Raw genomic sequence first — 25992 nt, forward strand, 5'->3', positions numbered from 1 at the left:
CCCTTTTTATTTTTGACGAATTGCTCCACGTCTACGAGAATAACGTGGTCCGTATACACCCATTAGTTCTTTTATCTCTCTTTCGCTTAAAGATCTATTTTTATTTTTCTTTATTGGTTTTAAATTAGGTCGAGAATCTTTCCATTTAATAATTTCATTTTGAAGTGTTCCCATTATTTAACCTCCTGAAAATAGAAAAGAGGACACTAACTACAAAGCAAATAAATGCTTGTAATTAGTGTCCTCACGCTCTCGGTCTTGGACGATTATTGAATTATACTTCCAACCCATCCACCTGGATTTAAATGATAGTGGCCGATTCCACCTGGGTCTTGTCGGAATCCGCCCCCGCCAGGGTCTGATATGTGACCACCAGTACCAGGATCATAATTAGGATTACCAACTCCACCTCCTGGATCAGAGATTAACTGTTTAGTTCCAACTGAACCTATCGAATCTTTATGTAGTTTCATAGAAGCTTACCTCCTATCTTATTTTAATTATATTTTACATTAATTTTAGTGAAATTTCATAGTTTTTCATAAATTCTTTCTCCAAACTGCGACACTATTCTTTTTCTTTTCCTGCTATTCCGATCTCGCTAACATCCGCAACAAAGTAATTTTCAATCACAACATCTGTACTGGATAATGGAGTTATCATATCTGCTCCAATCCCTTCTAATGTACTAATGCACGTTTCGATTTTAATGTTTTCAACTATACAAATTTCTTGATAGTGTTGTTCTTGTACTGCTTTAATAAATTTGTCAGCGTTGATAAATTCACTTACTTTACCGTATGCTACGTCTCCATCTTCTGAAAAAATAATATTATTTAATTTCATACTCTTCGTTCCTCCTCTAATTACCGTAATGTTCATCAGTCCATTAATACTTTTTTGACTTTCTCATACCATTGATTACCTTCGTACTTTGAGTAACTTACAATTTCTTTTAATATCTTTTCGTACCTTTCAACCATAGCCTTTTCTCGTTGAAGTTCTGTAAAATGTACCGCGTGTAATTTTTCTACAAATGCCTCTAAACGTTGGTTTTCTTTTAACAAATTATCAATATCTCTTCCATATCGATTGACTTTTTCTTCCAACTGTTCCGCTTTCTTTCCCAATTTATCGCATTCAATTTTATAAAATTGATAATCTCCATCTAAACCAGAATTCACTTCTTCTAAAAGTTCCACTTTACTTGCTTCTTGAATTACCCATGTCTTATCTTCTATTGATAAATCTTTATCTAAATCTGTATGTTTAGAAATGATTTCATCTAATCTTTCTTTATCAGTCATTCTACTCTCTCCTTTCATGAACATTATTAATCTGTAATCAATCTCTGAACTGTGCAATTAGTCTTTATAAGGAATTACTTGCAAAATTTCACATCCAACAAAATTTGGATAATCAATTTTGAATCTATCTTTTGCTTCATTTTCATTTTTTGCAGAAACAAAAGCCATTAGAACAATCTCTGGCTGTTCTGGAAAACAAAATTTTAATTTATAAGACATTTGTATCATCCTTTTGTTATTGATTTACATACTGGGATTCACCGTAATATGACATATACCTTATTTTGTTTCTTCCACAATAATAGATTTAACAAACAATAATAATTCTTCAATCTTAATATCCTTTCGATCATCATATCTAATTTGAGATTCTAAAAATCCACTCATAGCTGGATAGAGATATCGTTTTTTATCGGATGGCATACTTTGATACATTTTAAAAACTTCTTTTGACATCAACAATAAATCTTCTTTATTCATTCCAGACACCCCTTATTTGTTGTACTTTATTAACTGAATGATAAAATCCCTCGCTTATCCCAAAATAATTTCTTTGATAATCATGAAAAATATTTGTAATTGGTAATAAGTCTTTTAAATTTATATCCTTGCGATATTTTGAAACAGAAGAAATAAGAATGGCATAACTTATACAAACTTCATCATATTTATTGGATTTTGATAAATTAAATTTTTGATCTATATTTTTAATTTGTTTGTTAAAGTATTCCGTCATTGTTTGAACAAATTCCACGGTATTTTCACTCCTAAAAATCAATTTTCATATATTAAAAAAGCTCACTCTCTTCAAATTTAACTCTTGCAACTTTCCCTTTAGCAGTTTCTATAATTGTATGTCCATGCTCTACAGCTTCAGTAACTTTAACTTTACCTTGAATTCCATCCAGTACTAGGACGATTACTTTACCAGGTTCTAATTTATGTTGTACTGTCATATCATTACTTAATTCTAATTCTATCGTTCTCAAAGAGATCGCCCCCAATAATTTAATATGTTATAATATTAGTAAGTTGTTTTTTTATTGGCAGGGAGCGATCTCCTTGCTTTTTTTATTTTTCTCTATTTAAATAATTTATTTAATGCGGATACCTGCGGTTCTTCTCCGTAATGTTCAACTAACCTTCTATGCTTGAAGATATAGCAGATATTCTATCGTCATGTTCTTTACATTCCCTACAAATCTCTAAATCACCATATATTTCTTGTGTTTGTTTCAATTTACTACAGAAATCACATTGCTTTCTTTTCTTCTTCTTAATACGTTTATTCATAATTTCACTCCTTCACAGTTTTAACCTTTTGCGCACTTATAATTCGTTTACCCCCAGGTAATCCACAACATTTTGTGGATAGATACCTTGTTTAGATACCCTCATTTTCTCCGGTATATTTGAATCTATAGCATTTTTAAGTTTGACCAGTGCTTCTGCCCAACTAAACCCCTTAATAATTGATCTATAATACTTCCAAATCATATAAGCATAGTGCTCAAATAACTCGTACTCATTGCTTCGATTACTCTGCTTAGCTTTATTTGGTACGTATGCAATAACATCCACGCTTCTAGCCTTTATTAGTTTTTTACTATCAAAGTCTTGTGTTTGCGATTCAGTGTCAAAAATCGTGAATTGCTTTGGCACATTAGATCACCAAGCCATTCTTTACTGTTGGGTACCAACCATTTATAAATTTTGCAGCAGTTTCAAATTCTTTTCTTGGAATTTTATCGTACTTTGCTACACCAAAATGTCTTTTTAGAGCACCATAGATTGCCTGGAAACTAGATTCATATCCTTCATTCCTTAGACCGTAAACTCTTTTTCCTACCATATCTTTAATTTGTTGCTTTTGATGTTCTGTAATCCAAACTTCATTGTCTACAACTAACTTTAATTGAATCACTTCTTGTTCTTGTTTTTGTTGCCATTGCTTTATTTGTTTCAATTCATTCATGCTATAAATTACAGCATCTTCAATAGTGACAGGTTGCCTATTCATAAATGCCTGTGCTAAAGTGTCTTTGGCTTTTAATTGATATTCAACTAATTTGGTTTGAACATCTTTATTTTCTATTATGCTTACATTGATTTTCGCTAACCATAAAGGTAAGTAATCCAAATCGATACATAAAATATTTTGAATACCACTGTTTGTTGGGAGTTGCATTTTTGCAATACCTTGTTGAAGGACCATATCTTCATTCAACTTTCTAGTTTGATTTTGGTATTGCCCATCTGTTAAACCCATTCCAGCACAAATCCATTTAACAGCAGCATAGATTTTATTATCATTAGCCTTTACAGTAACAATTTCAGAACCGTTAAAATCAACTACTTTCTGTTCAACTGGTAATAAGTTCATGCTCTCACCTTTTTCTTTTTATTTTTTTCTAGTAAACTAATACCTTCATTCACTAACCCTTCCAACTCGGTAAGAGAAAGTTCATAAAGTTGTCTACCGTCTGGCATTTTTGTAAATCCTAATTTTAGTAATTTATCAATAATGATATTTTTACGAAACTCAACTGCTTCGTACAAGATTACCATACTCTAAAGAACCTCCCTTTTTTGAAGCAGCGTATACTTCATCAAATTTTTCACACCATTCTACAAATGCTTTTTTTCTATTTTCACGAGCCAATTTTGATTGTTCACAGTTACATACTTTTATTTCCCAAGCTCCGTGAAATACTTCAATTAATATTTTTCCTGTGTTATTGCAGTTAGGGCACATACAATCACCTCATTTAGCGTTTATAGAGTAACTCTTGCAAATCTTCATTTTCTGAACGTGCTAGTTTCTTCCGAATTGATTCTTCTGGCATCGCTACTGGAAATGACATTTTTTCAATACGGCTGCTTACACGCCCTTGTTGATACTTCATGTCCAATTGTTCGATTGTAAGATTACTAGTGAAGATTGTTACCTTTTTATTTTGGAGTCGATAATCTAGTACTCTTGTGAAAGTTTCTTCAACCCAATCTGTTACTTTTTCTACTCCGATATCATCTAGCACCAATAGGTCAGCAGTCTTTACTGCTTCTAATATTTGCTCCGATTTCACTTTTGAATCTGAATTAAATGTCTTTTTAATTTCTTCTAGTAGATCTGATGTGGATGTGTAGTAAAACCTTAGAGGCTTGTCCAACTTATCACTAGTTTTGACAACTGCATTTAAGACACTTGCAGCCAACCTTGTTTTTCCACTACCTTTAATTTTGCTATAAAAATAAAGTCCTTTACCTTGATTCATCATTTCTTTGAAGTTTTTCACAAAGTTTACAGTTACAATTTTTGCAGTTTCAGCAACTTTCTTAGCTTGAGGAGTTTGATAAATATCAATCTTAAAAGAATTGATATTAGCTTTTTTAAACTCTTCCGGGATTTGAGCCGATTTTAATTTCCGTTCAATCTGCTTAACTGCCTTACATTTGCATTCCCTCATGAATTCACGTTTTTCTTCATGATCCTTTACAAAAATTAATCCAGTTCCATCGCACTCTTTATACATACAGTCATCAGAAATCGCACTCAATATCTCGAACCTCTCCGTCGATAAGTCCCTTTGATTCTGCAACCTTTTCGAGTCTTCTAAGTTCTGTTTGATCATTGGATTCTGTTCTGCTATCGCCTGAATGATTAGATTTAGGTCTTGCATTTTTAGCCTCCTCTCTACTTTGCTTTTCAGTGAATCGGTCTAAGATGTATGGTACACAATAACTAAAAGTGCTGATATAATCGCGATTATGTTTCGGTTTATATGTTTTAAAACGTTCTTCAAGCCAATTAAGGATATCGTCTGTTGAAATACCAGCATTCATTACCTCTTTAATTCCGTTGTAATCATCTGGCTTTAGGTGAAATCCTCTTGCCCGAAGCATTATAAATTTATCTGCAATAAGATCAACATTATCGAAATTAGATGTGTGTGCAATTTCGTTACTAGGTAACTTTCCAATTAGGTCGGTCGTAGGCACCCCGGCACTTTCATCATTTTCGTTTATGCGCGTTTCAGTAGAGGAAATATCTGAAGAACTCTCTGAAGTATTCTCTGTAATAATAGATGTGGTCACTTTGTCCAAGCCATCTGGACAATCAGTCCTTGTGGACTGGTCATTCTGTCCAGATGGACTGGTCACTATCGAAAGTTTCTCATAATCAATGGTGTACCATTTTGTTTTATCACTTTTCTTCTGATTGAAATTCTTTGAAATAATAATTCCATCAGTTTCTAATGCTGTGATAGTCCTTCTAATTGTTTTATTTGACCAAAAAGGAAATTGTGGTTCCCATTCCTCATATGTGTTATAAATCCATTTTCGGCCATTTTTTATATGTTTACTTTTCTTTAACCAATAATGTAATTGTTGTAGAATAATAGATTTATTTAATCCTATACAAGTAGCTAATGATGGGATGATCACGAGTGGATTTTCATCCAGTAACAAATTACTCAATGAGATTCTCCCCTTTTTATTTATTTTTTTTATGAACAGCTTGTCCACTCTTAAAATTTTTTGTATAATTAAATTAGGTTATTAGCCGTTTGCGATTATGCAACGGTTATTTTTTTGTCTATTTTTAAGTGCTGCTAAAATTATTATTTGACGGATACGAATACTTCTTTTCATTAATTGATAGATTTCCAAAAGTGTTTTTTCTTGAGTGCAGTTAATTCTTTGTTCAATTTGCTTTTCAATTTTCACTAATTTTTTATAATCAGAATGATTCGGATTGTTATAATCAACGTACATTCCCACGCTAATTCACCTCACATATCCATTACTTTTTAATTTCATGTATTGTTTTTTCCACATGGTGGACCATGAGAAATTATATTCATCGCAATAAACTGCTACATAGTGATTAAGTGCGATAATTGCATCGATTGCTTCTAACAGTGATTTTTCTATTTCTTGAATTTCTTCATCTTTTAGGAATCCAGGCTTCTTAAGTGATGATATTTTTTGAATAGCTTCAATAGCTTCTTTAGCTTCTTCTATAGTTTTGTGTTGTACTGTTGTTCTGTGTAAATCAACAGCCTCGCCATCCAAAACTGGGACCCAAGCTCCGTTAGCATCTTCCCTTGCGATTTGCATTGCTAACCATGGGTCATCTAATGTTTCCATTGACCGTTTTTTTATGTCGTTTGGAACAGTCCTCTTATCTTTTTCATATTTTGCAACTGATTCACGGCTCACCAAAAGTTCTTCTGATAATTCTTGTTGTGTTAATTCCTTTTTCACTCGAGCCTTTGCTAATTCTCTACCGAGTGTCATTTCCGCATTCCTTTCTTGTACCATTTAGTTACTTATTTGGTACATTGCTATTTTGTATAATTTATTTAGATTCATTACTAACTGTGTAACATGCATCAATTGCATCAATCATGTTTAGAATAATTGGATTATTATCTTCATATTGTTCCTGGAACCAATCTTTTTGTTCTTGATCAGTCATGTTAGCAAGTGGAGAATGAATAATTACAGATGTATTACCAAATTTGTATTCTTTCATGTCTATCTTCCCCCTCATAACATGTTTATGAGGTTCAGAAGGTAGGACAACCTGATTTAAAAGTGACAAATTTTACACCTCTTTTCCTTTTGAAATCAATTTGCTATTTTAGCAAATGATGGGTATAAAAATAACTCATTTAGAGTACAATTTAACTTAGAACAGATAATTGGTAATTGATTTGCTTTAAAATCACATACACCTTTTTCATAATTAAAATAGGTAGATGCATTTTTATATCCTAGTTCATCAGCCATTTCTTCTAAAGTAAAGCCTAATCTAAGCCTTCTTTCTTTGATGAACTCAAGATTTAATTTGTTTTCCAATGTGTCACCCCTTTTCTATTTGCTAAATTAGCAAACCTTATATATTTATAATAATTTGCAGATTTAGCAAAGTCAATATTTTTTTGTTGATTTAGCAAAAATATTTTTCTGTTTTAGAAAAAATGGTAATATAAACTTAAGAAACTATGTGAAGGTGAGTGCCTTGGATATTGTTGGAAAAAAAGTTAAAGAATTAAGAGAAAAAAGAGGTTTATCTCAACTTGACTTAGCAGAGACTTTGGAGATTAATAACAGTGTACTATCACGTATAGAATCGGGAAAAAGACCCGTTGAAGATGTCTTAGTTATAAAATTTGCGGACTTCTTTAATGTTACTTCAGATTATTTATTAGGTAGATCTACTCACCCAGAATTAACTAGAGAGCAAGATATTATAATAAGTAAAAAAACTTATGAACTAATTGATGCTATAGAGAAATTGCCTCAAGAAGTTAGAGAAACAATCGAAAAATCTGTATATCTATATTCAGAACTTTCAAAGAAACACAAAAATTAGAACCCCTTTATCATCATGATATAAAGGGGTTTTCTTTTATTTCATTTTCAAATGTGGAAAGTCGTTGGATAACAAGAAGAACATTCGTATCATCATTTATATTTTCTTTACCTACCATATCGATTAGTAACTGTTTATATTCTTCGTACCCCACCTCAATACCCCCTTGCACTATCTATGTTTAATATTACCAAATATGTATTAAAGATATCAAGTCAATACAGGAACAAATGTTCTGTTTTTTCTCATGTATTTTTAATAAAAGAAAAGAATCATATCAAAATCTAAGATATTGGAAATTCTTTTAGCTACTTTCCAACTTGGAATTTTTTCTCCTCTTTCTATTTCTCCATAGTAACTAACGGAAATTTCTGCTAACCTTGAAATTTCCTCTCTAGTGTATCCGAATTTTAGACGTTTTTCTTTTAACCAGTCTTTCATAAGCCCACCGCCAATGAATATGTTCGTTTTATATTCATTATATTACTCAATTCACGTCATGAATAGACACTTTTCGGGGAATATATCGAATTTTCTTTTTGACGCTCCTAGCGTCATTTATAATATATGTATATTTCATTTATGAAAGAGGTGTGTGTCTTGTTTAGGATTAGAATTGTAGAATTAAGGAATGCTAATAATCTTACTCAACAAGATGTAGCCGATGCGCTAAATATGCCACGCACTACTTATGCTGGATATGAAAATACTGATAAAGAGCCTGATTATGATACATTAGTGAAGATTGCTAATTTTTATAAAGTAACGACTGACTACCTATTAGGAAACGAAGACAATACTAATTTTATTCCACCTGAACTACTAGTTTATGTCAACGATGTTCATCCATCTTTGCAGAGAAAGTTTTGGGATGAAGTTACCGAATTTGCAAAATACATAAGCAATAAATATTCAAGTAAATAATATTGTAAAAGACTTGTCATAAAGACAGGTCTTTTTTTGTACCAATTTACATTTGAACTTTTTTTTAACATAGTGTATATTCAACTCAACTTATTAATAGGAGATGATATAACCGTGAGTTACAGACCACTTAATCTAGATGTCTATATTTACTTACGTAAGTCACGTAAAGATCAAGAACAAGAACGAAAAGCAATATCTCTAGGTGAAAATTATGACACTTTAGAAAGACATAGAAAGCGATTATTAGAAATTGCAAAAAATGAATCTCATAATATTATTGAAATTTTTGAAGAGGTAACAACTGGAGAGAATATAATAGAACGTCCTATGATGCAGCAGTTGTTACGAAACGTTGAGTCAGGAAAAGTGGATGCTGTATTGGTTATAGATATTGACCGTCTTGGCCGTGGTGATATGTTAGATTCTGGATTAATTGATAGATCATTCAGAGAATCAGATACATTGATAATTACTCAAACTGAAGTTTTTGATCCATCAGAAGAAAGCTGGGAACTTATTTTTGGAGTAAAATCATTGCTATCAAGACAAGAATTAAAAGCGATAACAAGACGTATGCAAAATGGTAGGGTCGACTCTATTAAAGAGGGTAAACATATTGGTAAAAAGCCTCCATTTGGATATATACGAACTAATGAATTAAAATTAGTTAAGGATCCTGAAACATATTGGGTAGTTGAAAGAATTTTTGAAATGATGGTCAATGGTTTTGGAAGGGTAAGAATTGCTAAAGAATTAGAAAAACTCGGTATTAATCCACCGGATCCTAATCAACCAAAGAGGAAAGTCTCAACTGGTTGGCGTCCATCGACTATTTCGGAAATCTTAAAAAATGAAGTGTATATTGGGAATTTAGTGTGGAAAAGAACTCGTTATATTAAGCGAAATGGAAAATATAAACGAATAGATATGCCGAGGGAAGAATGGATTATCAATGAGGGTACACATGAGCCAATTGTGGCTAAAGAATTGTTTAAAGCTGCTAATTCAATTCATAGTGGTAGGCATACACCTAAAACTAAAGAAGGTTCTGGATTAGTTAATCCACTTGCTGGCCTAGTTAGTTGTCAAGTTTGTGGACATGCAATGATTTATCAACTTAGAAAAGATAGAAAAATACCAATTTTAGTTTGTAATTATGCTGGATGTCGTGGTATCCAAAGAACTGTACGTTTTCCATTAGTGCAAGATCGTATACTACAAAGTTTAAATATCATTTTAAAAGAGATTGAGACCAAACAATCTAAAAAGAAAAATTCACAAGTACAATCTATGATAGAAAGTAAGCTTAAAGCTTATGAATTAAAAAAGAAAGAATTAGAAGAATTAGAAACTCAGCGAAATAATGCACATGATTTTCTTGAAAAAGGAATCTATTCTATTGAGATATTTCAAGAACGACACAAAGTTATTTCGGAAAAAATCAATTCTATTAGTGACGAGATTCAAGCACTGGAAACTGAGATTGAAAGTGATAAAATTAAATTAAAAAATGTAGTAGAATTTGTTCCAAAGATTAAAAATGTAATTTCTGCTTACAACTCAACTGATGATATAGAAACGAAAAATCGCCTTCTCAAGTCAGTTCTTGAGAAAGCGACCTTACTTCGAACAAAAGATATGATTGAACCAGATGATTTTCAATTGCAAATATACCCTAAATTTTAGTGCGTTAATAAAGACGCACTTTTTTCGGTTATATGATTGCATGTTGTATTGATTTACTTCTCCATATCCAAACATATTACTTACTTTCATCAGTTCTTGAACTAATTTAACACAACGTGCATTGTCTGATGTTAAATTATCTCCATCTGAAAAATGGAATGGGTAAATATTGTATTGTTCTACAGGGTATTTACATTCAATGACTTCGAGAGCTTTTCGATAGGCTGATGAACAAATTGTTCCGCCGCTCTCTCCTTTTGTGAAAAACTCATCTTCCGTAACAACTTTTGCTTCTGTGTGATGAGCGATAAATTCAATATCGACTCTTTCATATTTTGTGCGTAAGAAACGAGTCATCCAAAAGAAGAAGCTACGAGCCATATACTTTTCCCATAACCCCATAGAACCACTTGTGTCCATCATTGCAAGTACTACTGCTTTGGATTCAGGTTTAATAACTTCATTCCAAGTACGGAATTTTAAATCCTCTGGTGAGATTGGATAAAATGCCGGATTTCCGTTCATTGCGTTCCGTTTGAAGGCAGTCATCATTGTACGTTTTTTATCGATATTACCCATTAGCCCTGTTTTTCGAATATCATTGAATTCAATATTCTCGACCGTTTGTAAGTCCTGCTGTTTTCTTTTTAGATCAGGTAGCTCTAATTGACTAAACAGAGCTTCCTCTAATTCCATTAAAGAAACCTCTGCCTCGTAGTAATCTTCTCCTGCATCTTTTCCTGCTCCTTGACCTTTCCCAGCACCTTTTTGTGCATTTCCATTTTGTGGTGATCCATCCCTTGCTACAACATCACCAATTTTACTATCTCCTGTTCCTTGGCCTACATGTTTATTTTTATCGTAATTGTAACGGATTTTATACTCATCTAGAGAGCGAATTGGGATCTTTACAACATCCCTTCCATTGGATAGAACAATGCTTTCTTCTGTTATTAAATCGGCTAAATTTTTCTTGATCGCCTCTTGTACTTTTTCCTGGTGACGCTGCTGATCATCATGACCTTTGCGATGGAGGGTCCAGTCTTCTTGTGAAATGGTAAAATTATGCTTCTGTTCAATATTTTCATTACTCATTTTCTTTCCCCCCTTTTCATGAAGTAATAAAAATCTATTTTTCACATAAAATTGTCACACATGTTAGATTCATTGAATAAACTATTTCGGTGGTTATATTTCTTTTCATTTTTTAAGGATTACTCTATCATATGCAAGGATTATCATTTATTGACAATGATTCTACATATTTTCATACCCATTTTTCAGAAAAATGGACAGGCTAAAGTGGTTTTAATTCATTTTTTTGGTGTTTTCGTAAACGGTGTTTCTATTTTAGAATCCGTTAGTTGATTACAACTCCAGGTTGCTCCCTTTCCTTGGGGCGTGAGCTGAGCCTCCTCGTCGCTATCGCTCCTGCGGGGTCTCAGCCTTCCCGCTATTTCCACAGGAGTCTCGCACCTTCCGCCCGAATCAACTTTTGACTTTAAATTTAAAACTCTCAAAATCAAAAATCTTTTAGAAAAGGGCCTTTAAAATTTAAAAGGAAATAACAGAATTACGTTGAATAATAGAAAAATCATTAATTTTTTAAAGGAGAAAAAAGATGGATCAATTAATCCCTAAGCTTTCATCTATTGAAGTTCCTGTTCAATCACTTAAAGCTTCTATTGAATGGTACAAAACAATTTTAGAATTAGAGGTCACTTATGAAGGCGAACATGATGCAATGTTGCGTTTTCAGTCAAAAGATCTGCCAGGACTATATTTAGTCCAAACAGATTCTACCGAAAGATTAGGATTTACGGATTCAAGAACCCAAATTAAGCATAGTGTAGTTGATTTTTATACTCCAAATTTAGAAGAATTGTATAAGGATTTAATTCGTCAAAATGTACGTGTGACTGAATTAAATCTTAATGGGGAAATCGGTGGATTTGGTTTTTATGATTTAGATAATAATTTATTTGGTGCTTGTAATATCTCACATTAAAAAAAAAGAGATTGTCGTAACTAAGACAATCTCTTTCCTAACTTTTATGGTACCGGATGACCCATTGCAGCTACATAAATTCGGAACCATTGCTCTCTTGATATTGAAATGTTAGTCGCTTCAACGGCTGTTTTAACTCGTTCAATTTTACCTGAACCAACAATTGGCATCATTTTTGCTGGATGTGCAAGCAACCATGCATACATTACTTGATCAATCGAAGTTGCCCCTACTTCTGTAGCGATTTCTTCAAGCATTGCTCGTACTCTAACTGCGTCTTCTTTCTGACTTGTAAAAATTTCACCACCTGCTAAAGGTGACCAAATCATCGGTGAAATTCCTTTTTCTAGCATTAAATCAATTGTCCCTTTTTCAAAATGCTCTAATTGCATTGGTGAAACTTCAATTTGGTTTGTCACAAGTGGCATGTCTAAATGTGCTTGTAGCATACGAAATTGAGATGGAAGGAAGTTAGAAACTCCAAAATGATGCACTTTTCCTTCTTTATGAAGCTGATTAAATGCGTTAGCTACTTCTTTTGGATCCATAAAAGGATCTAGACGATGAATTAACAATAGATCAATATAATTAATCTGTAAGTTCTTTAATGAATTTTCTACACTATGTAAAATGTGTTCTGTACTTGTATCGTAATGACCAATTCTTAGCTCAGGAAATTTTGAAGAGCAAAGCTTTATGCCACATTTTGTGACAATCTGCATTTTCTCTCGTAATTCAGGTTTAAGTGCAAGTGCTTCTCCAAAAATTTTCTCACAGGAGTAATCCCCATAAATATCTGCATGATCGAATGTTGTAATTCCAAGTTCTATACAATCTTCAATAAATGTTACTAGTTCTTCTGAAGTCATATTCCATTCACTTAATCTCCATAAGCCATGGATAATTTGAGAAAACTGTAAATCCCCAGCTAGCTGTACCCTTTTCATATACTAGCTCCCTTCTAATTTAAAATCCTACTTATTATAGTATATTTTCAATTTAGATTAAAAAGAAACGGTCATCCTGAAAAAGAAGATCAATAACAATAAAAAGTATATATATTGAAGTTAAAGAATATGATAAAGCAAGTCATTATTATAGATTTGATTCGGTATGATGTGCTTAAAATCAATTTGTATGATTTACTCACGTTTATATTATGAAAGTAGAACGCTCGCTTTCGATCACTTTACTAAAATCACTGTAATCATCTACACCAAGGAATAGGAAATAGGGAACAAGGAAAAGGTTTACCGTACACCCACGGAAAGGGAGCATACGGGGAGTTATATCAACCAACGCATTCTAAGATAGCAACAATGTATATGAGAAAACAGTCTATAAGAAAGAAAATCATGTGATGACGAGGTGATGAGATGTGGGACACTGGGTTGTAACATTAAAAAGAAAAGATTTGATCTCGATTGTACTGATTGTGTTTTTTACAACATTGTTTGTGATTAGTTTTTCTCCATTTGTCATTAAGTGGGTTATGGTGAATATTTCACTGTTCTGGAGGCCAGTTTTTCAAATCGGTTATATTATTTTATATGTGTTTTTGATGGTTTCTGCACTACTTCTCCAACGCATGTCAAAAAACTAAAGGGTGAGGTTTTTCCTCACCCTTTTTATATGTCTATTAGAGCTTAAAAATCCCCATCAGAATTTTCCCTTTATATAAATATGATGTTTTGAATCTTATTAGATGATAAAAAATAAAAAAGATTACCTTCTAGAACGAAGATAATCCAATAATGTTTACTTTAATCTTTTACCATAAACAACTGTATAACTATTCCAATCAATTGTGCTTAATGATACAACATGTTTGTATGCATTAGAATTATAGGATTTAATTAAATTAATAATCTCTCTCTTTGTTTTTGCACGTTTCGCTAAACTTGTATAGTGCTCAAACTCGTATTTATGTGTAGAAGTAACAAAATGACCGCCTAATCGATCAGTACGACCTCTGTAAGCATAAGCATGATTTGAAAAGTTTACAAATAATATAATAGCTAATACAAAAGAAACTAACCATTTTTTCATATAAAAATCCTACCTTCTTCTCGTGATGTTTTTCTCCTAATTTCAAAACCTTAGATATTTTACCAATTATTACTAATATACAAAACAGGTATTTTTTTCCATTTGTTACATTTGGAAATAACGTAGGTGAATAATTTATTTCATAAAAAATCCCCCTATGTATTTATTTCTATACAAAGGGGGATTTTTCTAAAGTTTTTTAATACTATAGCTAGACAAAAGGCGGACTTCTACACTCTGAAAACTGTCACCCATAGAATAACCGATTAAAAAAGTTAGCGATTTAATAGAGAACCTACATAGCGTAAAAGTTCATTCGCTGACGTAGAATTATAACCATATTCATCAATTAATCGGCTGACCACATCATTGATTTTCTTCAACTGTCTTTCATCCGGTGTTTTTGTGGATGTTGTAATTTTCACGACATCCTTTAAATCCGAGAAAAGCTTTTTCTGAATGGCTTCTTTTAATCGTTCATGTGAATTGTAATCAAATCTTTTTCCTTTCCGTGCGTAAGCAGAAATGCGAATAAGAATTTCTTCTCGGAATGCTTTTTTCGCATTTTCGGAAATACCGATTTGCTCTTCAATTGAACGCATTAATTTTTCATCTGGATTCATTTCTTCTCCAGTTAATGGATCTCTTAACTTATTTTTATTACAATAGGCTTCAACATTGTCTAGATAATTATCCATTAATGTTTTTGCTGACTCTTCATATGAATACACAAATGCTTTTTGAACTTCATTTTTCGCAATGTCATCATATTCTTTTCTTGCGATTGAAATAAAGTTCATATACCGCTCACGATCTTCATTTGAAATGGATGGATGCTGATCTAATCCATCTTTTAATGAACGGAGTACATCTAAAGCATTGATAGATGGTATTTCTTTTCGAATGATTGTAGATGAAATGCGGTTAATAACATAACGTGGATCAATCCCGTGCATCCCTTCATCCAAGTGTTCTTTTTTCAGTTCATCTAAATCAACTTGATTATATCCCTCTACTAACTCTCCATCATACAAACGCATTTTCTTAACTAAATCAATATCCCCACGCTTTGGTTCTTTTAAGCGCGTTAAAATTGTAAACATCGCTGCAACCCGAAGCGTGTGCGGTGCAATATGAACATTCGCAACATCACTTTCTGAGATCATTTTTTGGTAAATCCGCTCTTCCTCAGTTACACGTAAATTATAAGGAATTGGCATGACAATAATCCTTGAATGTAAGGCTTCATTTTTCTTATTGCTAATAAATGAACGATATTCCGTTTCATTTGTATGAGCAATGATTAGCTCATCTGCAGAAATCAATGCAAATCGGCCAGCTTTAAAATTGCCTTCCTGAGTTAATGAAAGTAAGTGCCATAAAAACTTTTCATCGCATTTTAACATTTCTTGGAACTCCATCATTCCTCGATTTGCTTTATTTAATTCTCCATCAAAGCGGTAGGCACGTGGATCCGACTCTGAACCGAATTGCGCAATTGTAGAAAAATCGATACTACCAGTTAAATCAGCAATATCTTGAGATTTTGGATCTGATGGACTAAATGTTCCAATTCCAACGCGGCGATCCTCTGAAAGAAATATTCTTTCAACAAGTACATCCTCAATTTTTCCATTATACTCTTGTTCTAGACGCATTAAATTAAGAGGAGATAAATTTCCCTCTATTCGGATTCCATATTCCTGATAAAAGTCATCGCGTAAATGAATAGGAATTAAGTGAAGTGGATCCTCGTGCATTGGGCAGCCTTTAATGGCAAAGATCGCTCCTTCATCATTACGTGAATATGCTTCTAAGCCTCTCTTCAACATTGTTACTAATGTAGATTTCCCTCCACTGACTGGTCCCATTAATAATAAAATTCTCTTTTTCACATCTAATCGTTTAGCAGCAGGATGAAAATACTCCTCCACTAACCGTTCAAGAGCCTCTTCTAGACCATATAAGTTATTACTAAAAAAACTATATGTCTTTCTGCCATTTACTTCCTCAATGCCTGCACCTTTAATCATATTATATATTCTCGAATGTGCAGTTTGAGCAACCCATGGTTTTTCTTTTAAAAGTTCAAGATACTCTGAGAAAGTACCTTCCCATTTTAGTCGCTGTTCCATATGTCGATGTTGCTCGAGCTTTTTTAAAATGTCCATGGACACGCCTCCTCCTTCTCATCTGTAAGAGAGATTATTAAAAGATATGCTTCCCGGCTCTTGCACATGCTATTTCTTGAAATGTAATAAAAATTTTTAATAGAATGTAAATTCAATTCATTTTTATCATTCAAATTCTTTTTCTTTTTCTGTATAATAAAAAGTAGGTAAGTGGGATTTTTAATGAGGGGGATACATAAATGAAATTAACGTTAATTTTATTTGTTATTGTCGTTTTCTTAACAGCAATTTTCACAGCTGGTTACAACGATAAGCCAGGAATTAAAAATAAGTAAGTAGAAATGTGGAGCACTATAAATACACCCTAGAATATACTTCTACTGACTCGAGCTTTGAAATGGAAGCAAGAGGACAGGCTCGTTAAGCTCTGCGGAACTGAACAGTAAAGAAGAAAAAGGCCTTCGTCTATACGAAGGCCTTTTTCTATTTAATCTTGACTATAATCTTTTACTTTTAACAAATCACGAAAATCTTGTTGTCTTAATGCTTCATAAATTAAAATGGAAGCTGTATTTGAAAGGTTTAATGAGCGAATATGATTCGTCATCGGAATTCGCAAACAAGTTTCTAAATTAGCTTGTATTAAATCTTTCGGAAGACCAGTTGTTTCTCTTCCAAAGACAAAAAAGATATCTTCCTCTTTATTTGTAAAATTAAAATCAGAATAAGTTTTTTCCCCAAATTTGGTAATAAAATAAAATTTTCCATCTTGATACTTATCAAACAATTCATCTAATGAATCGTGATAATGAATATCTACATGTTCCCAATAGTCTAAACCAGCTCGTTTTAACATTTTATCATCAGTTGAAAATCCTAATGGACGGATTAAATGTAAACTAGTATCAGTACCTGCACATGTACGTGCAATATTTCCAGTATTTGCTGGAATCTGTGGTTGATATAATACAACATGTATTGCCAATACGGTCACCTCATATATCTTAAAAATATACCTTATTATACCAAAACTATTAACTGTGTATATGGATTCAGCACTTCATGAATTTTCTTATCCATCTTTCCCTAAGCCATCTGTAATATGGAAGAACTTATACTTCATATTCTCCGTAAAAGCTGAGGAATCATAATATGACCAATAACGTTTTCGACTATTTTGAGTATGAGCATTTACAAGAGGCTCTCCATCTTTGTCTTTACTCACAACCATTGTACAATGATTCCAACGTCCGTCTCCTTCAAAGTCATATAAAATGATATCTCCAAGTGAGAGTTCTTTTTGATCATTTACCTCTATACCCCTAATGCCAGTTTGTGCACCTGGCAAATACCATCTTAATGTATTAGCCACTCTCCAACTATAGCTACTGGAATTAAAATTCTTATACCACCATCCAGCAGACATATTTGGATACCCAGCCATCGGAAATTCACCTGCATAAAGGCACTGTGAAATAAAATTTGTACAATCATTTGCATATAGTGGATACTTTTTATTATGACCATCCCACCAGATTTCTGCATACTTTACTGCTTCCATTCGATTATAAATCGCTCGAGTGTCATTACCATTAGGATAAAAAACAATTGGACGTTCCAATAAGTCAACTTGTTCTTCCTCAATCGGAATCTCTACATCACTTATAATGACATCATTTTTAATCTGTAACTGTCTTTCCTGTACCTCTTCTTCAAAGTAATATTCCTCTTGTTTAATAAAATACTTTAAATGAAGTGAATAATTAACAAATGTTTTTTCTTCAAAATCCCAGTGTTCTCTAACTGTTAAGTTTCCATAAACCTTTATTAATTCTGCTTCTCTTTGTTCAAGTAAATTAATCTTTCTACGAATTGTCTCTAATTCATGTGCTGAAAGATAATGATTTCTTAGATCTTCACCTAGATAAAGTTTTATTCTTTGTTTCACAAACTCTTCTAAAATGTCTCTATTTAACAATTAAACCCCCTCCATTTTAACATCGCTTATTCTATACGATGTCAAAATAAAGGAGATTATTCATGGGAAATCAGTTTAAAAATTATCTATCGCGTTCTTAATTTCTTCCATTACAATGTCATCGTTCTCAGTTAGTAGGCAATTCTCTAAATATGATTTACTTTTTTCACCTTCAATTTTTGAAATTGCCCAAACTGCAGTACCTCGAATAACTGGACGAGGATCTTGTTTAACTAGTTGCTTTAACTCATCCACTGCACTTTCATCTTTAAAATGAGCAAGTGCAATGATTGCGTTGCGCTGAATTGGATTTTTCCCTCTCCATGAACCAGATAAATAACCATACTTAGTTTTAAATTCACGATTACTTACATTTAATAATGATCGAAGTAATGGTTTCACTGTCTCTGGATCTGGCTCCATTTCTTCATGAAGATGGAAATCTAGCCCTTTATTTTTTGGACAGATGGTTTGACATGAATCACAGCCATAAATTCGATTCCCAATACGCTCTCGAAACTCTAATGGAATCATTTCTTTTGTTTGGGTTAAAAATGAAACACAGTGCTTTGCATTTAATTGACCAGGACCAACAATCGCACCAGTTGGACAAACATCAATACACTTCGTACATTCACCACATTGGTCTTCAATTGGGGTGCTTGGGGAAAATGGGATTGACGTAATGATTTCACCCAGGTATACATAAGAACCGAACTCAGGTGTAATAATTGAACAATTTTTCCCACTCCAGCCAATGCCTGCTCTTTCTGCTACAGCTCGGTCTACCAGCTCTCCAGTATCAACCATAGATTGAACCTTGCTATTAGGTAAATGTAATAAAATATATGCTTCTAATTCGACCAGCTTTCGCTTTAGAACTCTATGATAATCCTCTCCCCATGAAGACCTACAAAATATCCCTCTTGTTTCGCCTTTTTTACTTTGAGGGGCTCCTGCCATCTTATTTGGGTATGCTAAGGCTATCGAAATGATGGATTGAGCTTCACTCAATATCTTTTTTGCATCGGTTCTTGCATCTACATCGTCAGATTCAAATCCTGATTGATAATTAAGTTTCTTCTGAAGCTTTAATCTCTCTTTTAATTGGATAAAAGGATCCGCTGTTGTAAAACCTATTTTATCAATTCCTATTTCTTTACTATATTCAATTAATTGTTCTTGAAAATCTTTTATATTTATCATATAAATCACCTTATATTTAACATTCGACATATTAAATGGTTTTTAATCATTAATTATCAATAATAGAAAATCATTTAAATCATTAAAAAACGCAATGTACCGTTCTTCTATGGAACAATACACTGCGTTGATATCAAAGTAAGAAATATGAATCCAAGCGGGTGAAGAGAATCGAACTCTCGACCAGAGCTTGGAAGGCTCTTGTTTTACCACTAAACTACACCCGCATAAGAGGAAATTACTATTTTGTTAACTTGTTAATAAATTTATCACAATTTATTAATCTTTTCAATAAAAAAATCACTTTTTGTCGAAATTTAGCACATAACAATTTTCCCCATAGTTTAATAGTACTAATAAAAACGCCTATTTAACAGGATTTTATAACCAATTTCGACTAAAATTTATTTATTTTATTCGTAAATTTTATTAAGAAAAGAATAAACTATATTTACAAATCACTCATCAGTAGTTCATAATTACTAGCTTTATTTTAAAATGTTCCGTTAAGCAACATTAATAATATTCACAAAATAAAAAACAGAGAGTGTAAAAACACTCTCCTTAACCTTTTAAAGACTTAGAGTAGTCTTTAACTGTTTATCCCTACCTAGCCATCCTTTTAAAAAGCTAGCTTGAGTTTTGTCTTTACTAACTATGTTATAACGAGATCTCATTCGTTCAAGAATGATTCTCTTTGCCAATTCATTTTCCTGGCTGACTGAAAGATTGTTAAAACTGTAATCCGTTAGCTCACCCCAATTTAGAGCTTGAGCCTCTTTTCCAACAATTCCAAGTGCTCTTTGGAAAATAACATATGCATTTCCATCACCAAAATTAACTGCAGTATCCAACATAACAGTTGCTAATTTAGGACTCATCTTACTTGCATGAACATCCTTATAATAGCTATTTCGGTAAATATCTTTTACTTCATTAGTGGATATCGCATTTACACTCTGATGTGGTAACTTAATCTTATCTCTATAGTTATCATAGACAACTTGAGTAATACCATATCTTGTTTTACCACCTTTATCTGATGGGTGATCTGATAAACCTTTTCCTTCAAGCATTAATACTGTTTTTACAGCTTGATCAAATACCGCATTATCATTCGTTCTAGGTTTTTTTACTTTTTGTACCCAAACTTTTTTATTATTTACTGCTATCTTGTACCAATTACCTGGCTTTTCATCCAATATGCTGTATGAAATTCCTCTTTTAACTAATCCTGTCTTATTCATGCTACTTGGATCATCATAAGACATTGTATCTACATCTAATGTAATCATTCTTTGCCAATCTGGTATAAAATAAGTCTTATTGTTATACGATACTTTGTACCAGCCAGTCATTGAATAACCAACAATATAAAAAACTCCTGTTGATGGCGTAATCTTATTTAGTTTAGAATTAGTTTTCATCGGAACTGAATATAAAGTAGTTGGTTTTTCTATTTTTCTCATCGAACCAATCTGATTTATCCAGCCTTGTTGGTATCGACCGAATTGATCCATAAACTTTACTTTCATCCATTCCGTGCCAGTTTTCGCATTACCACGTTGCAATACAACAACATTATCCTTTGGCTTTATATCCCCCACAATTTTGGATTTAAAACTATTCGCCTGATAAACATATGTTGCTTGATTAATAGTTAATTGATTTGTAGCAGCTTCACAAGTAGTTTTTATGTTTACTAGCAAAAAGCTAAATATGAATAACAAAGAAATAATCTTTTTCAAATCGTTTCTCCTTTGTGTTTTTATTTTAATTATAAGGAACTGATAGCCAATAATAAATAGGATTTAGGAATATTAAGGGATAAGGGTTGCACAACATAACAAAAAAAGAATCTTGTATCTCTTTAAAACCTTTTTCCCTTTTTCTTGGTTTATTCGATTGAATATCTAATAACTTAGTGGATAAATTGTTGATTTAGAATCTTATTGGTGATCAATATGGATAACTTAAAGTTCTAACGAGGATAATAATATTGAGGTTAAATATTTTGAAGTATATTACGATTTACTTTCTAAATTACTTTTCAACTTATAAAGTATTTTAATAAATTCTGTAGCTTCTTTATCAAAGCTTTTATGGGTTTCTTGATCTATATAAGATCGATCTAACGCTAAGTCTAAACATGCTTTCACTTCTGCCAAACTACCTAAACAAGTTGATAAGTGTGTTATTTCTTTTTTCTCATAACCCTGACCATTTCCTTCAGCGAGGTTCAAATAAACAGAGGAAGATGCTCTTCTCAATTGTGAACCTAATTCTCTTTCTTCAAATTTCGGAAACGTAATTGAAATCCCATAAATACCTTTATCATAAGCACGAATCCTTTGTGAAACATTTAATTCCCTAAAATCTTTATACATTCATATCTCTCCTTAAGTTACTCAGGATATAACAGCAGTTAATCCCTGTACTCCCATGTTATCCCAGGAGAAAATATAGGTAAATAGAAAAAAGGTTATTATGCTAACTTCGAATTTTCCCTTCAAAAAAAAGAGTCATGCATCTCACAAAACTCTCTTTCCTTATCCCTGTTTAGGATTTAGGAAATTAAGCGTTTAGGGTTTAGGATTTTGACTTTTTTTATATGTCCCTAGAATCTTTAAACGTTGTTATACACGATATAACACAAAAAGAGTCATGCAATCTCACAAAGCTCTCTTCCCTTATCCCTATATCCTTTCCCTGCTTTTTACCATATAACAAAAAAGAGCCTTGCATCAATGCAAAACCCTTTTCTCTATTACCTATACCCTGCTTTTTTGATAGCGGTGACAGGACTTGAACCTGCACGTCCAGAGGACACTTGATTTTGAGTCAAGCGTGTCTGCCATTCCACCACACCGCCATGAGTCAATATATATATTATATAGAAAAAAGCTTTATTTGTCTAACTTTTTTATAGATAATTATCCCATTTTTTAGTTGTAACTATCTACTCCAATTAGGATAAATCTCACTTAAACAAAATAAAAAACTCTCACAAAAGTAAGAGCTTTGATGCCGAGGGCCGGACTCGAACCGGCACGGTTGTCACCAACCGCAGGATTTTAAGTCCTGTGTGTCTGCCAATTCCACCACCCCGGCAGGTGATAGATAAAAAGGCGGCAACCGGATTTGAACCGGTGATAAAGGTTTTGCAGACCTCTGCCTTACCACTTGGCTATGCCGCCAATATATGGAGCGGAAGACGGGGCTCGAACCCGCGACCCCAACCTTGGCAAGGTTGTATTCTACCACTGAACTACTTCCGCATAATGGCTGGGCTAGCTGGATTCGAACCAACGAATGACGGAGTCAAAGTCCGTTGCCTTACCGCTTGGCTATAGCCCAATGAATGATTAATTTAATATATATGGGGCGATCGATGGGAATCGAACCCACGAGTGTCGGAGCCACAATCCGATGCGTTAACCACTTCGCCACGACCGCCATTATATTTTTTATTGGCAGGGGCAGTAGGAATCGAACCCACACCAAAGGTTTTGGAGACCTCTATTCTACCTTTAAACTATGCCCCTATAAATGGTGGAGGGGGACGGATTCGAACCGCCGAACCCACAGGGAGCGGATTTACAGTCCGCCGCGTTTAGCCACTTCGCTACCCCTCCGGTTTAAGAGTGCCGACTAGAGGACTTGAACCCCCAACCTACTGATTACAAGTCAGTTGCTCTACCAATTGAGCTAAGTCGGCGTATAAAATTAATATAGATGGTGGCTCGGGACGGAATCGAACCGCCGACACGAGGATTTTCAGTCCTCTGCTCTACCGACTGAGCTACCGAGCCATCTATAATGGCGGTCCCGACCGGGATCGAACCGGCGATCTCCTGCGTGACAGGCAGGCATGTTAACCGCTACACCACGGGACCATTTGGTTGCGGGGACAGGATTTGAACCTGCGACCTTCGGGTTATGAGCCCGACGAGCTACCAGACTGCTCCACCCCGCGATAATGTGATATCCATCAATTTGGAATCATTAATAATCTATTTAGTTTTATATGGTGGAGGATGACGGGCTCGAACCGCCGACCCCCTGCTTGTAAGGCAGGTGCTCTCCCAGCTGAGCTAATCCTCCAACATAAATGGTGACCCGTACGGGATTCGAACCCGTGTTACCGCCGTGAAAGGGCGGTGTCTTAACCGCTTGACCAACGGGCCAATCTATACTGAGTGTCCTCTATAGTTTATATGGCGGAGAGCAAGGGATTTGAACCCTTGAGACAGGGTTACCCGCCTACACGATTTCCAATCGTGCTCCTTCGGCCACTCGGACAGCTCTCCAAAATGGCTCCGCAGGTAGGATTCGAACCTACGACCACTCGGTTAACAGCCGAGTGCTCTACCACTGAGCTACTGCGGAATATTTCATTACAACCAAGCGACGTCCTACTCTCACAGGGGGAAGCCCCCAACTACCATCGGCGCTAAAGAGCTTAACTTCCGTGTTCGGTATGGGAACGGGTGTGACCTCTTTGCCATAATCACTTGATCATTTTGTCAACTTAGCGACATTTATTATTATAACATAATATATTTCGTAGTCAACAGTTTTTTAAACTTTTTTTAAAGGCTTATACCTTCAAAACTAGATAATGTCATATTGAATGTTTAGTTAAGTCCTCGACCGATTAGTATCAGTCAGCTCCACGTGTCACCACGCTTCCACCTCTGACCTATCAACCTGATCATCTCTCAGGGGTCTTACTAGCTTACGCTATGGGAAATCTCATCTTGAGGGGGGCTTCATGCTTAGATGCTTTCAGCACTTATCCCGTCCATACATAGCTACCCAGCGATGCTCTTGGCAGAACAACTGGTACACCAGCGGTATGTCCATCCCGGTCCTCTCGTACTAAGGACAGCTCCTCTCAAATTTCCTGCGCCCACGACGGATAGGGACCGAACTGTCTCACGACGTTCTGAACCCAGCTCGCGTACCGCTTTAATGGGCGAACAGCCCAACCCTTGGGACCGACTACAGCCCCAGGATGCGATGAGCCGACATCGAGGTGCCAAACCTCCCCGTCGATGTGGACTCTTGGGGGAGATAAGCCTGTTATCCCCGGGGTAGCTTTTATCCGTTGAGCGATGGCCCTTCCATGCGGAACCACCGGATCACTAAGCCCGACTTTCGTCCCTGCTCGACTTGTAGGTCTCGCAGTCAAGCTCCCTTATGCCTTTACACTCTTCGAATGATTTCCAACCATTCTGAGGGAACCTTTGGGCGCCTCCGTTACTCTTTAGGAGGCGACCGCCCCAGTCAAACTGCCCACCTGACACTGTCTCCGAGCCGGATAACGGCTCTAGGTTAGAATTTCAATACAGCCAGGGTAGTATCCCACCAATGCCTCCACCGAAGCTGGCGCTCCGGCTTCACAGGCTCCTACCTATCCTGTACAAGCTGTACCAAAATTCAATATCAAGCTGCAGTAAAGCTCCACGGGGTCTTTCCGTCCTGTCGCGGGTAACCTGCATCTTCACAGGTACTATAATTTCACCGAGTCTATGGTTGAGACAGTGCCCAAATCGTTACGCCTTTCGTGCGGGTCGGAACTTACCCGACAAGGAATTTCGCTACCTTAGGACCGTTATAGTTACGGCCGCCGTTTACTGGGGCTTCAATTCAGAGCTTCTCCCGTAAGGGATAACCCCTCCTCTTAACCTTCCAGCACCGGGCAGGCGTCAGCCCCTATACTTCGCCTTACGGCTTCGCAGAGACCTGTGTTTTTGCTAAACAGTCGCTTGGGCCTTTTCACTGCGGCTCTCCCGGGCATACACCCAAAAGAGCACCCCTTCTCCCGAAGTTACGGGGTCATTTTGCCGAGTTCCTTAACCATAGTTCTCTCGCACACCTTAGGATTCTCTCCTCGCCTACCTGTGTCGGTTTGCGGTACAGGCACCTATTTCCTCGCTAGAAGCTTTTCTTGGCAGCGTAGAATCAGGAACTTCGGTACTATATTTCCCTCGCCATCACAACTCAGCCTAACAGTGAGCGGATTTGCCTACTCACTAGCCTAATTGCTTGGACGCGCATATCCAGCAGCGCGCTTACCCTATCTTTCTGCGTCCCTCCATCGCTCAAACGGAAATGAGGTGGTACAGGAATATCAACCTGTTGTCCATCGCCTACGCCTGTCGGCCTCGGCTTAGGTCCTGACTAACCCTGGGAGGACGAGCCTTCCCCAGGAAACCTTAGGCATACGGTGGACGGGATTCTCACCCGTCTTTCGCTACTCATACCGGCATTCTCACTTCTAAGCGCTCCAGCTGTCCTTCCGGTCAACCTTC

34 protein-coding genes, 17 tRNA genes and 2 rRNA genes are annotated in these 25992 nt (G+C 35.0%); 4 read left to right on the forward strand and 49 right to left on the reverse strand.

The genetic code is table 11. The features are described 5' to 3' along the window. Positions 1–6: 6 nt before the first annotated feature. The 19 genes from J5Y03_RS10160 to J5Y03_RS10250 form a co-directional block, all read right to left on the reverse strand. The gene (locus J5Y03_RS10160) at positions 7–174 is read right to left on the reverse strand and encodes a hypothetical protein (RefSeq protein ID WP_209405209.1); all 168 of its coding nucleotides are present in this window, start codon (positions 172–174) and stop codon (positions 7–9) included. 92 nt (positions 175–266) lie between these two features. Then, the gene (locus J5Y03_RS10165; protein ID WP_209405211.1) at positions 267–473 is read right to left on the reverse strand and encodes a hypothetical protein; all 207 of its coding nucleotides are present in this window, start codon (positions 471–473) and stop codon (positions 267–269) included. Positions 474–567: 94 nt separating this feature from the next. Then, a complete protein-coding gene (locus tag J5Y03_RS10170) occupies positions 568–846 on the reverse strand; it encodes a hypothetical protein (protein ID WP_209405213.1) in 279 nt (92 codons plus the stop codon). Positions 847–881: 35 nt separating this feature from the next. Beyond that, entirely contained in the window at positions 882–1307 is a 426-nt protein-coding gene (locus J5Y03_RS10175) for a hypothetical protein (protein WP_209405215.1), read from the reverse strand. Positions 1308–1364: 57 nt separating this feature from the next. Then, positions 1365–1526 carry a hypothetical protein gene (locus J5Y03_RS10180; RefSeq protein ID WP_209405217.1) on the reverse strand — a complete coding sequence of 54 codons (162 nt, stop codon included), beginning with the start codon at positions 1524–1526 and terminating at the stop codon, positions 1365–1367. Between the two features lie 60 nt (positions 1527–1586). After that, a complete protein-coding gene (locus tag J5Y03_RS10185) occupies positions 1587–1787 on the reverse strand; it encodes a hypothetical protein (protein WP_209405219.1) in 201 nt (66 codons plus the stop codon). Then, positions 1780–2061, reverse strand: a complete 282-nt coding sequence (locus tag J5Y03_RS10190; RefSeq protein ID WP_209405221.1) for a hypothetical protein — start codon at positions 2059–2061, stop codon at positions 1780–1782. The genes J5Y03_RS10185 and J5Y03_RS10190 overlap by 8 nt, the downstream gene beginning before the upstream one ends. A 34-nt stretch (positions 2062–2095) precedes the next feature. Then, positions 2096–2296 (reverse strand): XtrA/YqaO family protein, encoded by a 201-nt coding sequence (locus tag J5Y03_RS10195; protein ID WP_280849953.1) that lies wholly within the window; start codon positions 2294–2296, stop codon positions 2096–2098. Positions 2297–2444: 148 nt separating this feature from the next. Beyond that, on the reverse strand, positions 2445–2600 hold the full coding sequence (locus J5Y03_RS10200; RefSeq protein WP_209405223.1) for a hypothetical protein: 156 nt from the start codon (positions 2598–2600) through the stop codon (positions 2445–2447). Positions 2601–2636: 36 nt separating this feature from the next. After that, positions 2637–2969, reverse strand: coding sequence for a cell division protein SepF (locus J5Y03_RS10205; protein WP_209405225.1), 333 nt, complete (start codon positions 2967–2969; stop codon positions 2637–2639). A 1-nt stretch (position 2970) separates the two neighbouring features. Beyond that, a complete protein-coding gene (locus J5Y03_RS10210; protein WP_209405227.1) occupies positions 2971–3690 on the reverse strand; it encodes a phage antirepressor N-terminal domain-containing protein in 720 nt (239 codons plus the stop codon). Next, positions 3687–3875: a Fur-regulated basic protein FbpA gene (locus J5Y03_RS10215; RefSeq protein ID WP_209405229.1), complete on the reverse strand. Its 189-nt coding sequence runs from the start codon at positions 3873–3875 to the stop codon at positions 3687–3689. The genes J5Y03_RS10210 and J5Y03_RS10215 overlap by 4 nt, the downstream gene beginning before the upstream one ends. Continuing rightward, positions 3850–4062: a hypothetical protein gene (locus J5Y03_RS10220; RefSeq protein WP_209405231.1), complete on the reverse strand. Its 213-nt coding sequence runs from the start codon at positions 4060–4062 to the stop codon at positions 3850–3852. Before J5Y03_RS10220 ends, J5Y03_RS10215 begins: the two co-directional genes overlap by 26 nt. A 13-nt stretch (positions 4063–4075) precedes the next feature. Further along, complete coding sequence (locus tag J5Y03_RS10225) at positions 4076–4864, reverse strand: ATP-binding protein (RefSeq protein WP_209405233.1); 789 nt, start codon at positions 4862–4864, stop codon at positions 4076–4078. Next, a complete protein-coding gene (locus tag J5Y03_RS10230) occupies positions 4848–5786 on the reverse strand; it encodes a replication protein (RefSeq protein WP_209405234.1) in 939 nt (312 codons plus the stop codon). The genes J5Y03_RS10225 and J5Y03_RS10230 overlap by 17 nt, the downstream gene beginning before the upstream one ends. Before the next feature lie 81 nt (positions 5787–5867). Further along, a complete protein-coding gene (locus tag J5Y03_RS10235) occupies positions 5868–6089 on the reverse strand; it encodes a hypothetical protein (protein WP_209405236.1) in 222 nt (73 codons plus the stop codon). Between the two features lie 6 nt (positions 6090–6095). Continuing rightward, positions 6096–6608 (reverse strand): helix-turn-helix transcriptional regulator, encoded by a 513-nt coding sequence (locus J5Y03_RS10240; protein WP_209405238.1) that lies wholly within the window; start codon positions 6606–6608, stop codon positions 6096–6098. A gap of 61 nt (positions 6609–6669) precedes the next feature. After that, positions 6670–6846: a hypothetical protein gene (locus tag J5Y03_RS10245; protein WP_209405240.1), complete on the reverse strand. Its 177-nt coding sequence runs from the start codon at positions 6844–6846 to the stop codon at positions 6670–6672. 95 nt (positions 6847–6941) lie between these two features. Beyond that, entirely contained in the window at positions 6942–7172 is a 231-nt protein-coding gene (locus tag J5Y03_RS10250) for a helix-turn-helix domain-containing protein (protein ID WP_245208842.1), read from the reverse strand. 163 nt (positions 7173–7335) lie between these two features. Between J5Y03_RS10250 and J5Y03_RS10255 the strand changes: the two genes are divergently transcribed. Further along, on the forward strand, positions 7336–7689 hold the full coding sequence (locus J5Y03_RS10255) for a helix-turn-helix domain-containing protein (protein WP_209405242.1): 354 nt from the start codon (positions 7336–7338) through the stop codon (positions 7687–7689). A 13-nt stretch (positions 7690–7702) separates the two neighbouring features. On the opposite strand, the gene J5Y03_RS10260 is transcribed toward J5Y03_RS10255, so the two are convergent. Together J5Y03_RS10260 and J5Y03_RS10265 are read right to left on the reverse strand one after the other, a co-directional pair. Next, positions 7703–7843, reverse strand: coding sequence for a hypothetical protein (locus J5Y03_RS10260; RefSeq protein ID WP_209405244.1), 141 nt, complete (start codon positions 7841–7843; stop codon positions 7703–7705). A gap of 101 nt (positions 7844–7944) precedes the next feature. After that, on the reverse strand, positions 7945–8130 hold the full coding sequence (locus tag J5Y03_RS10265) for a helix-turn-helix transcriptional regulator (protein ID WP_209405246.1): 186 nt from the start codon (positions 8128–8130) through the stop codon (positions 7945–7947). A gap of 159 nt (positions 8131–8289) precedes the next feature. Here J5Y03_RS10265 and J5Y03_RS10270 point away from each other — a divergent pair, with 159 nt between their 5' ends. After that, positions 8290–8613: a helix-turn-helix domain-containing protein gene (locus tag J5Y03_RS10270; RefSeq protein WP_209405248.1), complete on the forward strand. Its 324-nt coding sequence runs from the start codon at positions 8290–8292 to the stop codon at positions 8611–8613. A 114-nt stretch (positions 8614–8727) separates the two neighbouring features. Next, complete coding sequence (locus tag J5Y03_RS10275) at positions 8728–10302, forward strand: recombinase family protein (protein WP_209405250.1); 1575 nt, start codon at positions 8728–8730, stop codon at positions 10300–10302. Here the strand turns inward: J5Y03_RS10275 and yhbH are convergent. After that, positions 10237–11397, reverse strand: coding sequence for a sporulation protein YhbH (gene yhbH / locus J5Y03_RS10280; protein ID WP_209405252.1), 1161 nt, complete (start codon positions 11395–11397; stop codon positions 10237–10239). The two genes, J5Y03_RS10275 and yhbH, sit on opposite strands and share 66 nt — an antisense overlap. 526 nt (positions 11398–11923) lie before the next feature. Between yhbH and J5Y03_RS10285 the strand changes: the two genes are divergently transcribed. After that, a complete protein-coding gene (locus J5Y03_RS10285) occupies positions 11924–12310 on the forward strand; it encodes a VOC family protein (RefSeq protein ID WP_209405254.1) in 387 nt (128 codons plus the stop codon). 44 nt (positions 12311–12354) lie between these two features. Here J5Y03_RS10285 and J5Y03_RS10290 read toward each other — a convergent pair whose 3' ends face one another. From J5Y03_RS10290 to J5Y03_RS10420, 27 genes are all read right to left on the reverse strand, one after another. After that, positions 12355–13257 carry an aldo/keto reductase gene (locus tag J5Y03_RS10290; protein ID WP_209405256.1) on the reverse strand — a complete coding sequence of 301 codons (903 nt, stop codon included), beginning with the start codon at positions 13255–13257 and terminating at the stop codon, positions 12355–12357. Between the two features lie 811 nt (positions 13258–14068). Next, entirely contained in the window at positions 14069–14359 is a 291-nt protein-coding gene (locus J5Y03_RS10295) for a hypothetical protein (RefSeq protein WP_209405258.1), read from the reverse strand. Between the two features lie 275 nt (positions 14360–14634). Next, positions 14635–16530: a PrkA family serine protein kinase gene (locus J5Y03_RS10300; RefSeq protein WP_209405260.1), complete on the reverse strand. Its 1896-nt coding sequence runs from the start codon at positions 16528–16530 to the stop codon at positions 14635–14637. A 448-nt stretch (positions 16531–16978) separates the two neighbouring features. After that, on the reverse strand, positions 16979–17476 hold the full coding sequence (gene trmL, locus J5Y03_RS10305) for a tRNA (uridine(34)/cytosine(34)/5-carboxymethylaminomethyluridine(34)-2'-O)-methyltransferase TrmL (RefSeq protein WP_209405262.1): 498 nt from the start codon (positions 17474–17476) through the stop codon (positions 16979–16981). Positions 17477–17563: 87 nt separating this feature from the next. Continuing rightward, complete coding sequence (locus J5Y03_RS10310; RefSeq protein WP_209405264.1) at positions 17564–18469, reverse strand: amidase domain-containing protein; 906 nt, start codon at positions 18467–18469, stop codon at positions 17564–17566. 75 nt (positions 18470–18544) lie between these two features. After that, positions 18545–19672 (reverse strand): tRNA epoxyqueuosine(34) reductase QueG, encoded by a 1128-nt coding sequence (gene queG / locus J5Y03_RS10315; RefSeq protein WP_209405309.1) that lies wholly within the window; start codon positions 19670–19672, stop codon positions 18545–18547. Between the two features lie 159 nt (positions 19673–19831). Beyond that, positions 19832–19902: transfer RNA gene (locus J5Y03_RS10320), tRNA-Gly, on the reverse strand. 345 nt (positions 19903–20247) lie between these two features. Beyond that, positions 20248–21423, reverse strand: coding sequence for a glycosyl hydrolase 108 family protein (locus tag J5Y03_RS10325; RefSeq protein WP_209405266.1), 1176 nt, complete (start codon positions 21421–21423; stop codon positions 20248–20250). 276 nt (positions 21424–21699) lie between these two features. Then, complete coding sequence (locus J5Y03_RS10330) at positions 21700–22062, reverse strand: four helix bundle protein (protein WP_209405267.1); 363 nt, start codon at positions 22060–22062, stop codon at positions 21700–21702. Between the two features lie 403 nt (positions 22063–22465). Further along, a tRNA-Leu gene (locus J5Y03_RS10335) sits at positions 22466–22547 on the reverse strand. A gap of 153 nt (positions 22548–22700) precedes the next feature. Next, a tRNA-Leu gene (locus J5Y03_RS10340) sits at positions 22701–22786 on the reverse strand. A 15-nt stretch (positions 22787–22801) separates the two neighbouring features. After that, positions 22802–22872: transfer RNA gene (locus tag J5Y03_RS10345), tRNA-Cys, on the reverse strand. Positions 22873–22878: 6 nt separating this feature from the next. Continuing rightward, positions 22879–22953 (reverse strand) — tRNA-Gly (locus J5Y03_RS10350). A gap of 4 nt (positions 22954–22957) precedes the next feature. After that, positions 22958–23032, reverse strand: a tRNA-Gln gene (locus J5Y03_RS10355). 23 nt (positions 23033–23055) lie between these two features. After that, positions 23056–23131: transfer RNA gene (locus J5Y03_RS10360), tRNA-His, on the reverse strand. Between the two features lie 15 nt (positions 23132–23146). Then, positions 23147–23220 (reverse strand) — tRNA-Trp (locus J5Y03_RS10365). A gap of 5 nt (positions 23221–23225) precedes the next feature. Beyond that, positions 23226–23310: transfer RNA gene (locus J5Y03_RS10370), tRNA-Tyr, on the reverse strand. 10 nt (positions 23311–23320) lie between these two features. Next, positions 23321–23393: transfer RNA gene (locus J5Y03_RS10375), tRNA-Thr, on the reverse strand. An 18-nt stretch (positions 23394–23411) separates the two neighbouring features. Beyond that, positions 23412–23487: transfer RNA gene (locus J5Y03_RS10380), tRNA-Phe, on the reverse strand. 8 nt (positions 23488–23495) lie between these two features. Next, positions 23496–23571, reverse strand: a tRNA-Asp gene (locus J5Y03_RS10385). 3 nt (positions 23572–23574) lie between these two features. Continuing rightward, a tRNA-Met gene (locus tag J5Y03_RS10390) sits at positions 23575–23651 on the reverse strand. A gap of 52 nt (positions 23652–23703) precedes the next feature. Continuing rightward, positions 23704–23779 (reverse strand) — tRNA-Val (locus tag J5Y03_RS10395). Between the two features lie 8 nt (positions 23780–23787). Further along, a tRNA-Glu gene (locus J5Y03_RS10400) sits at positions 23788–23862 on the reverse strand. Between the two features lie 31 nt (positions 23863–23893). Further along, positions 23894–23985 (reverse strand) — tRNA-Ser (locus J5Y03_RS10405). 4 nt (positions 23986–23989) lie between these two features. Further along, positions 23990–24064 (reverse strand) — tRNA-Asn (locus tag J5Y03_RS10410). A gap of 13 nt (positions 24065–24077) precedes the next feature. Further along, positions 24078–24193, reverse strand: a 5S ribosomal RNA gene (gene rrf, locus J5Y03_RS10415). 119 nt (positions 24194–24312) lie between these two features. Then, a 23S ribosomal RNA gene (locus J5Y03_RS10420) occupies positions 24313–25992 on the reverse strand; the annotation flags it as partial.

Source organism: Gottfriedia endophytica, assembly GCF_017814275.1.
Classification (GTDB): Bacteria; Bacillota; Bacilli; order Bacillales; family Bacillaceae_G; genus Gottfriedia; species Gottfriedia endophytica.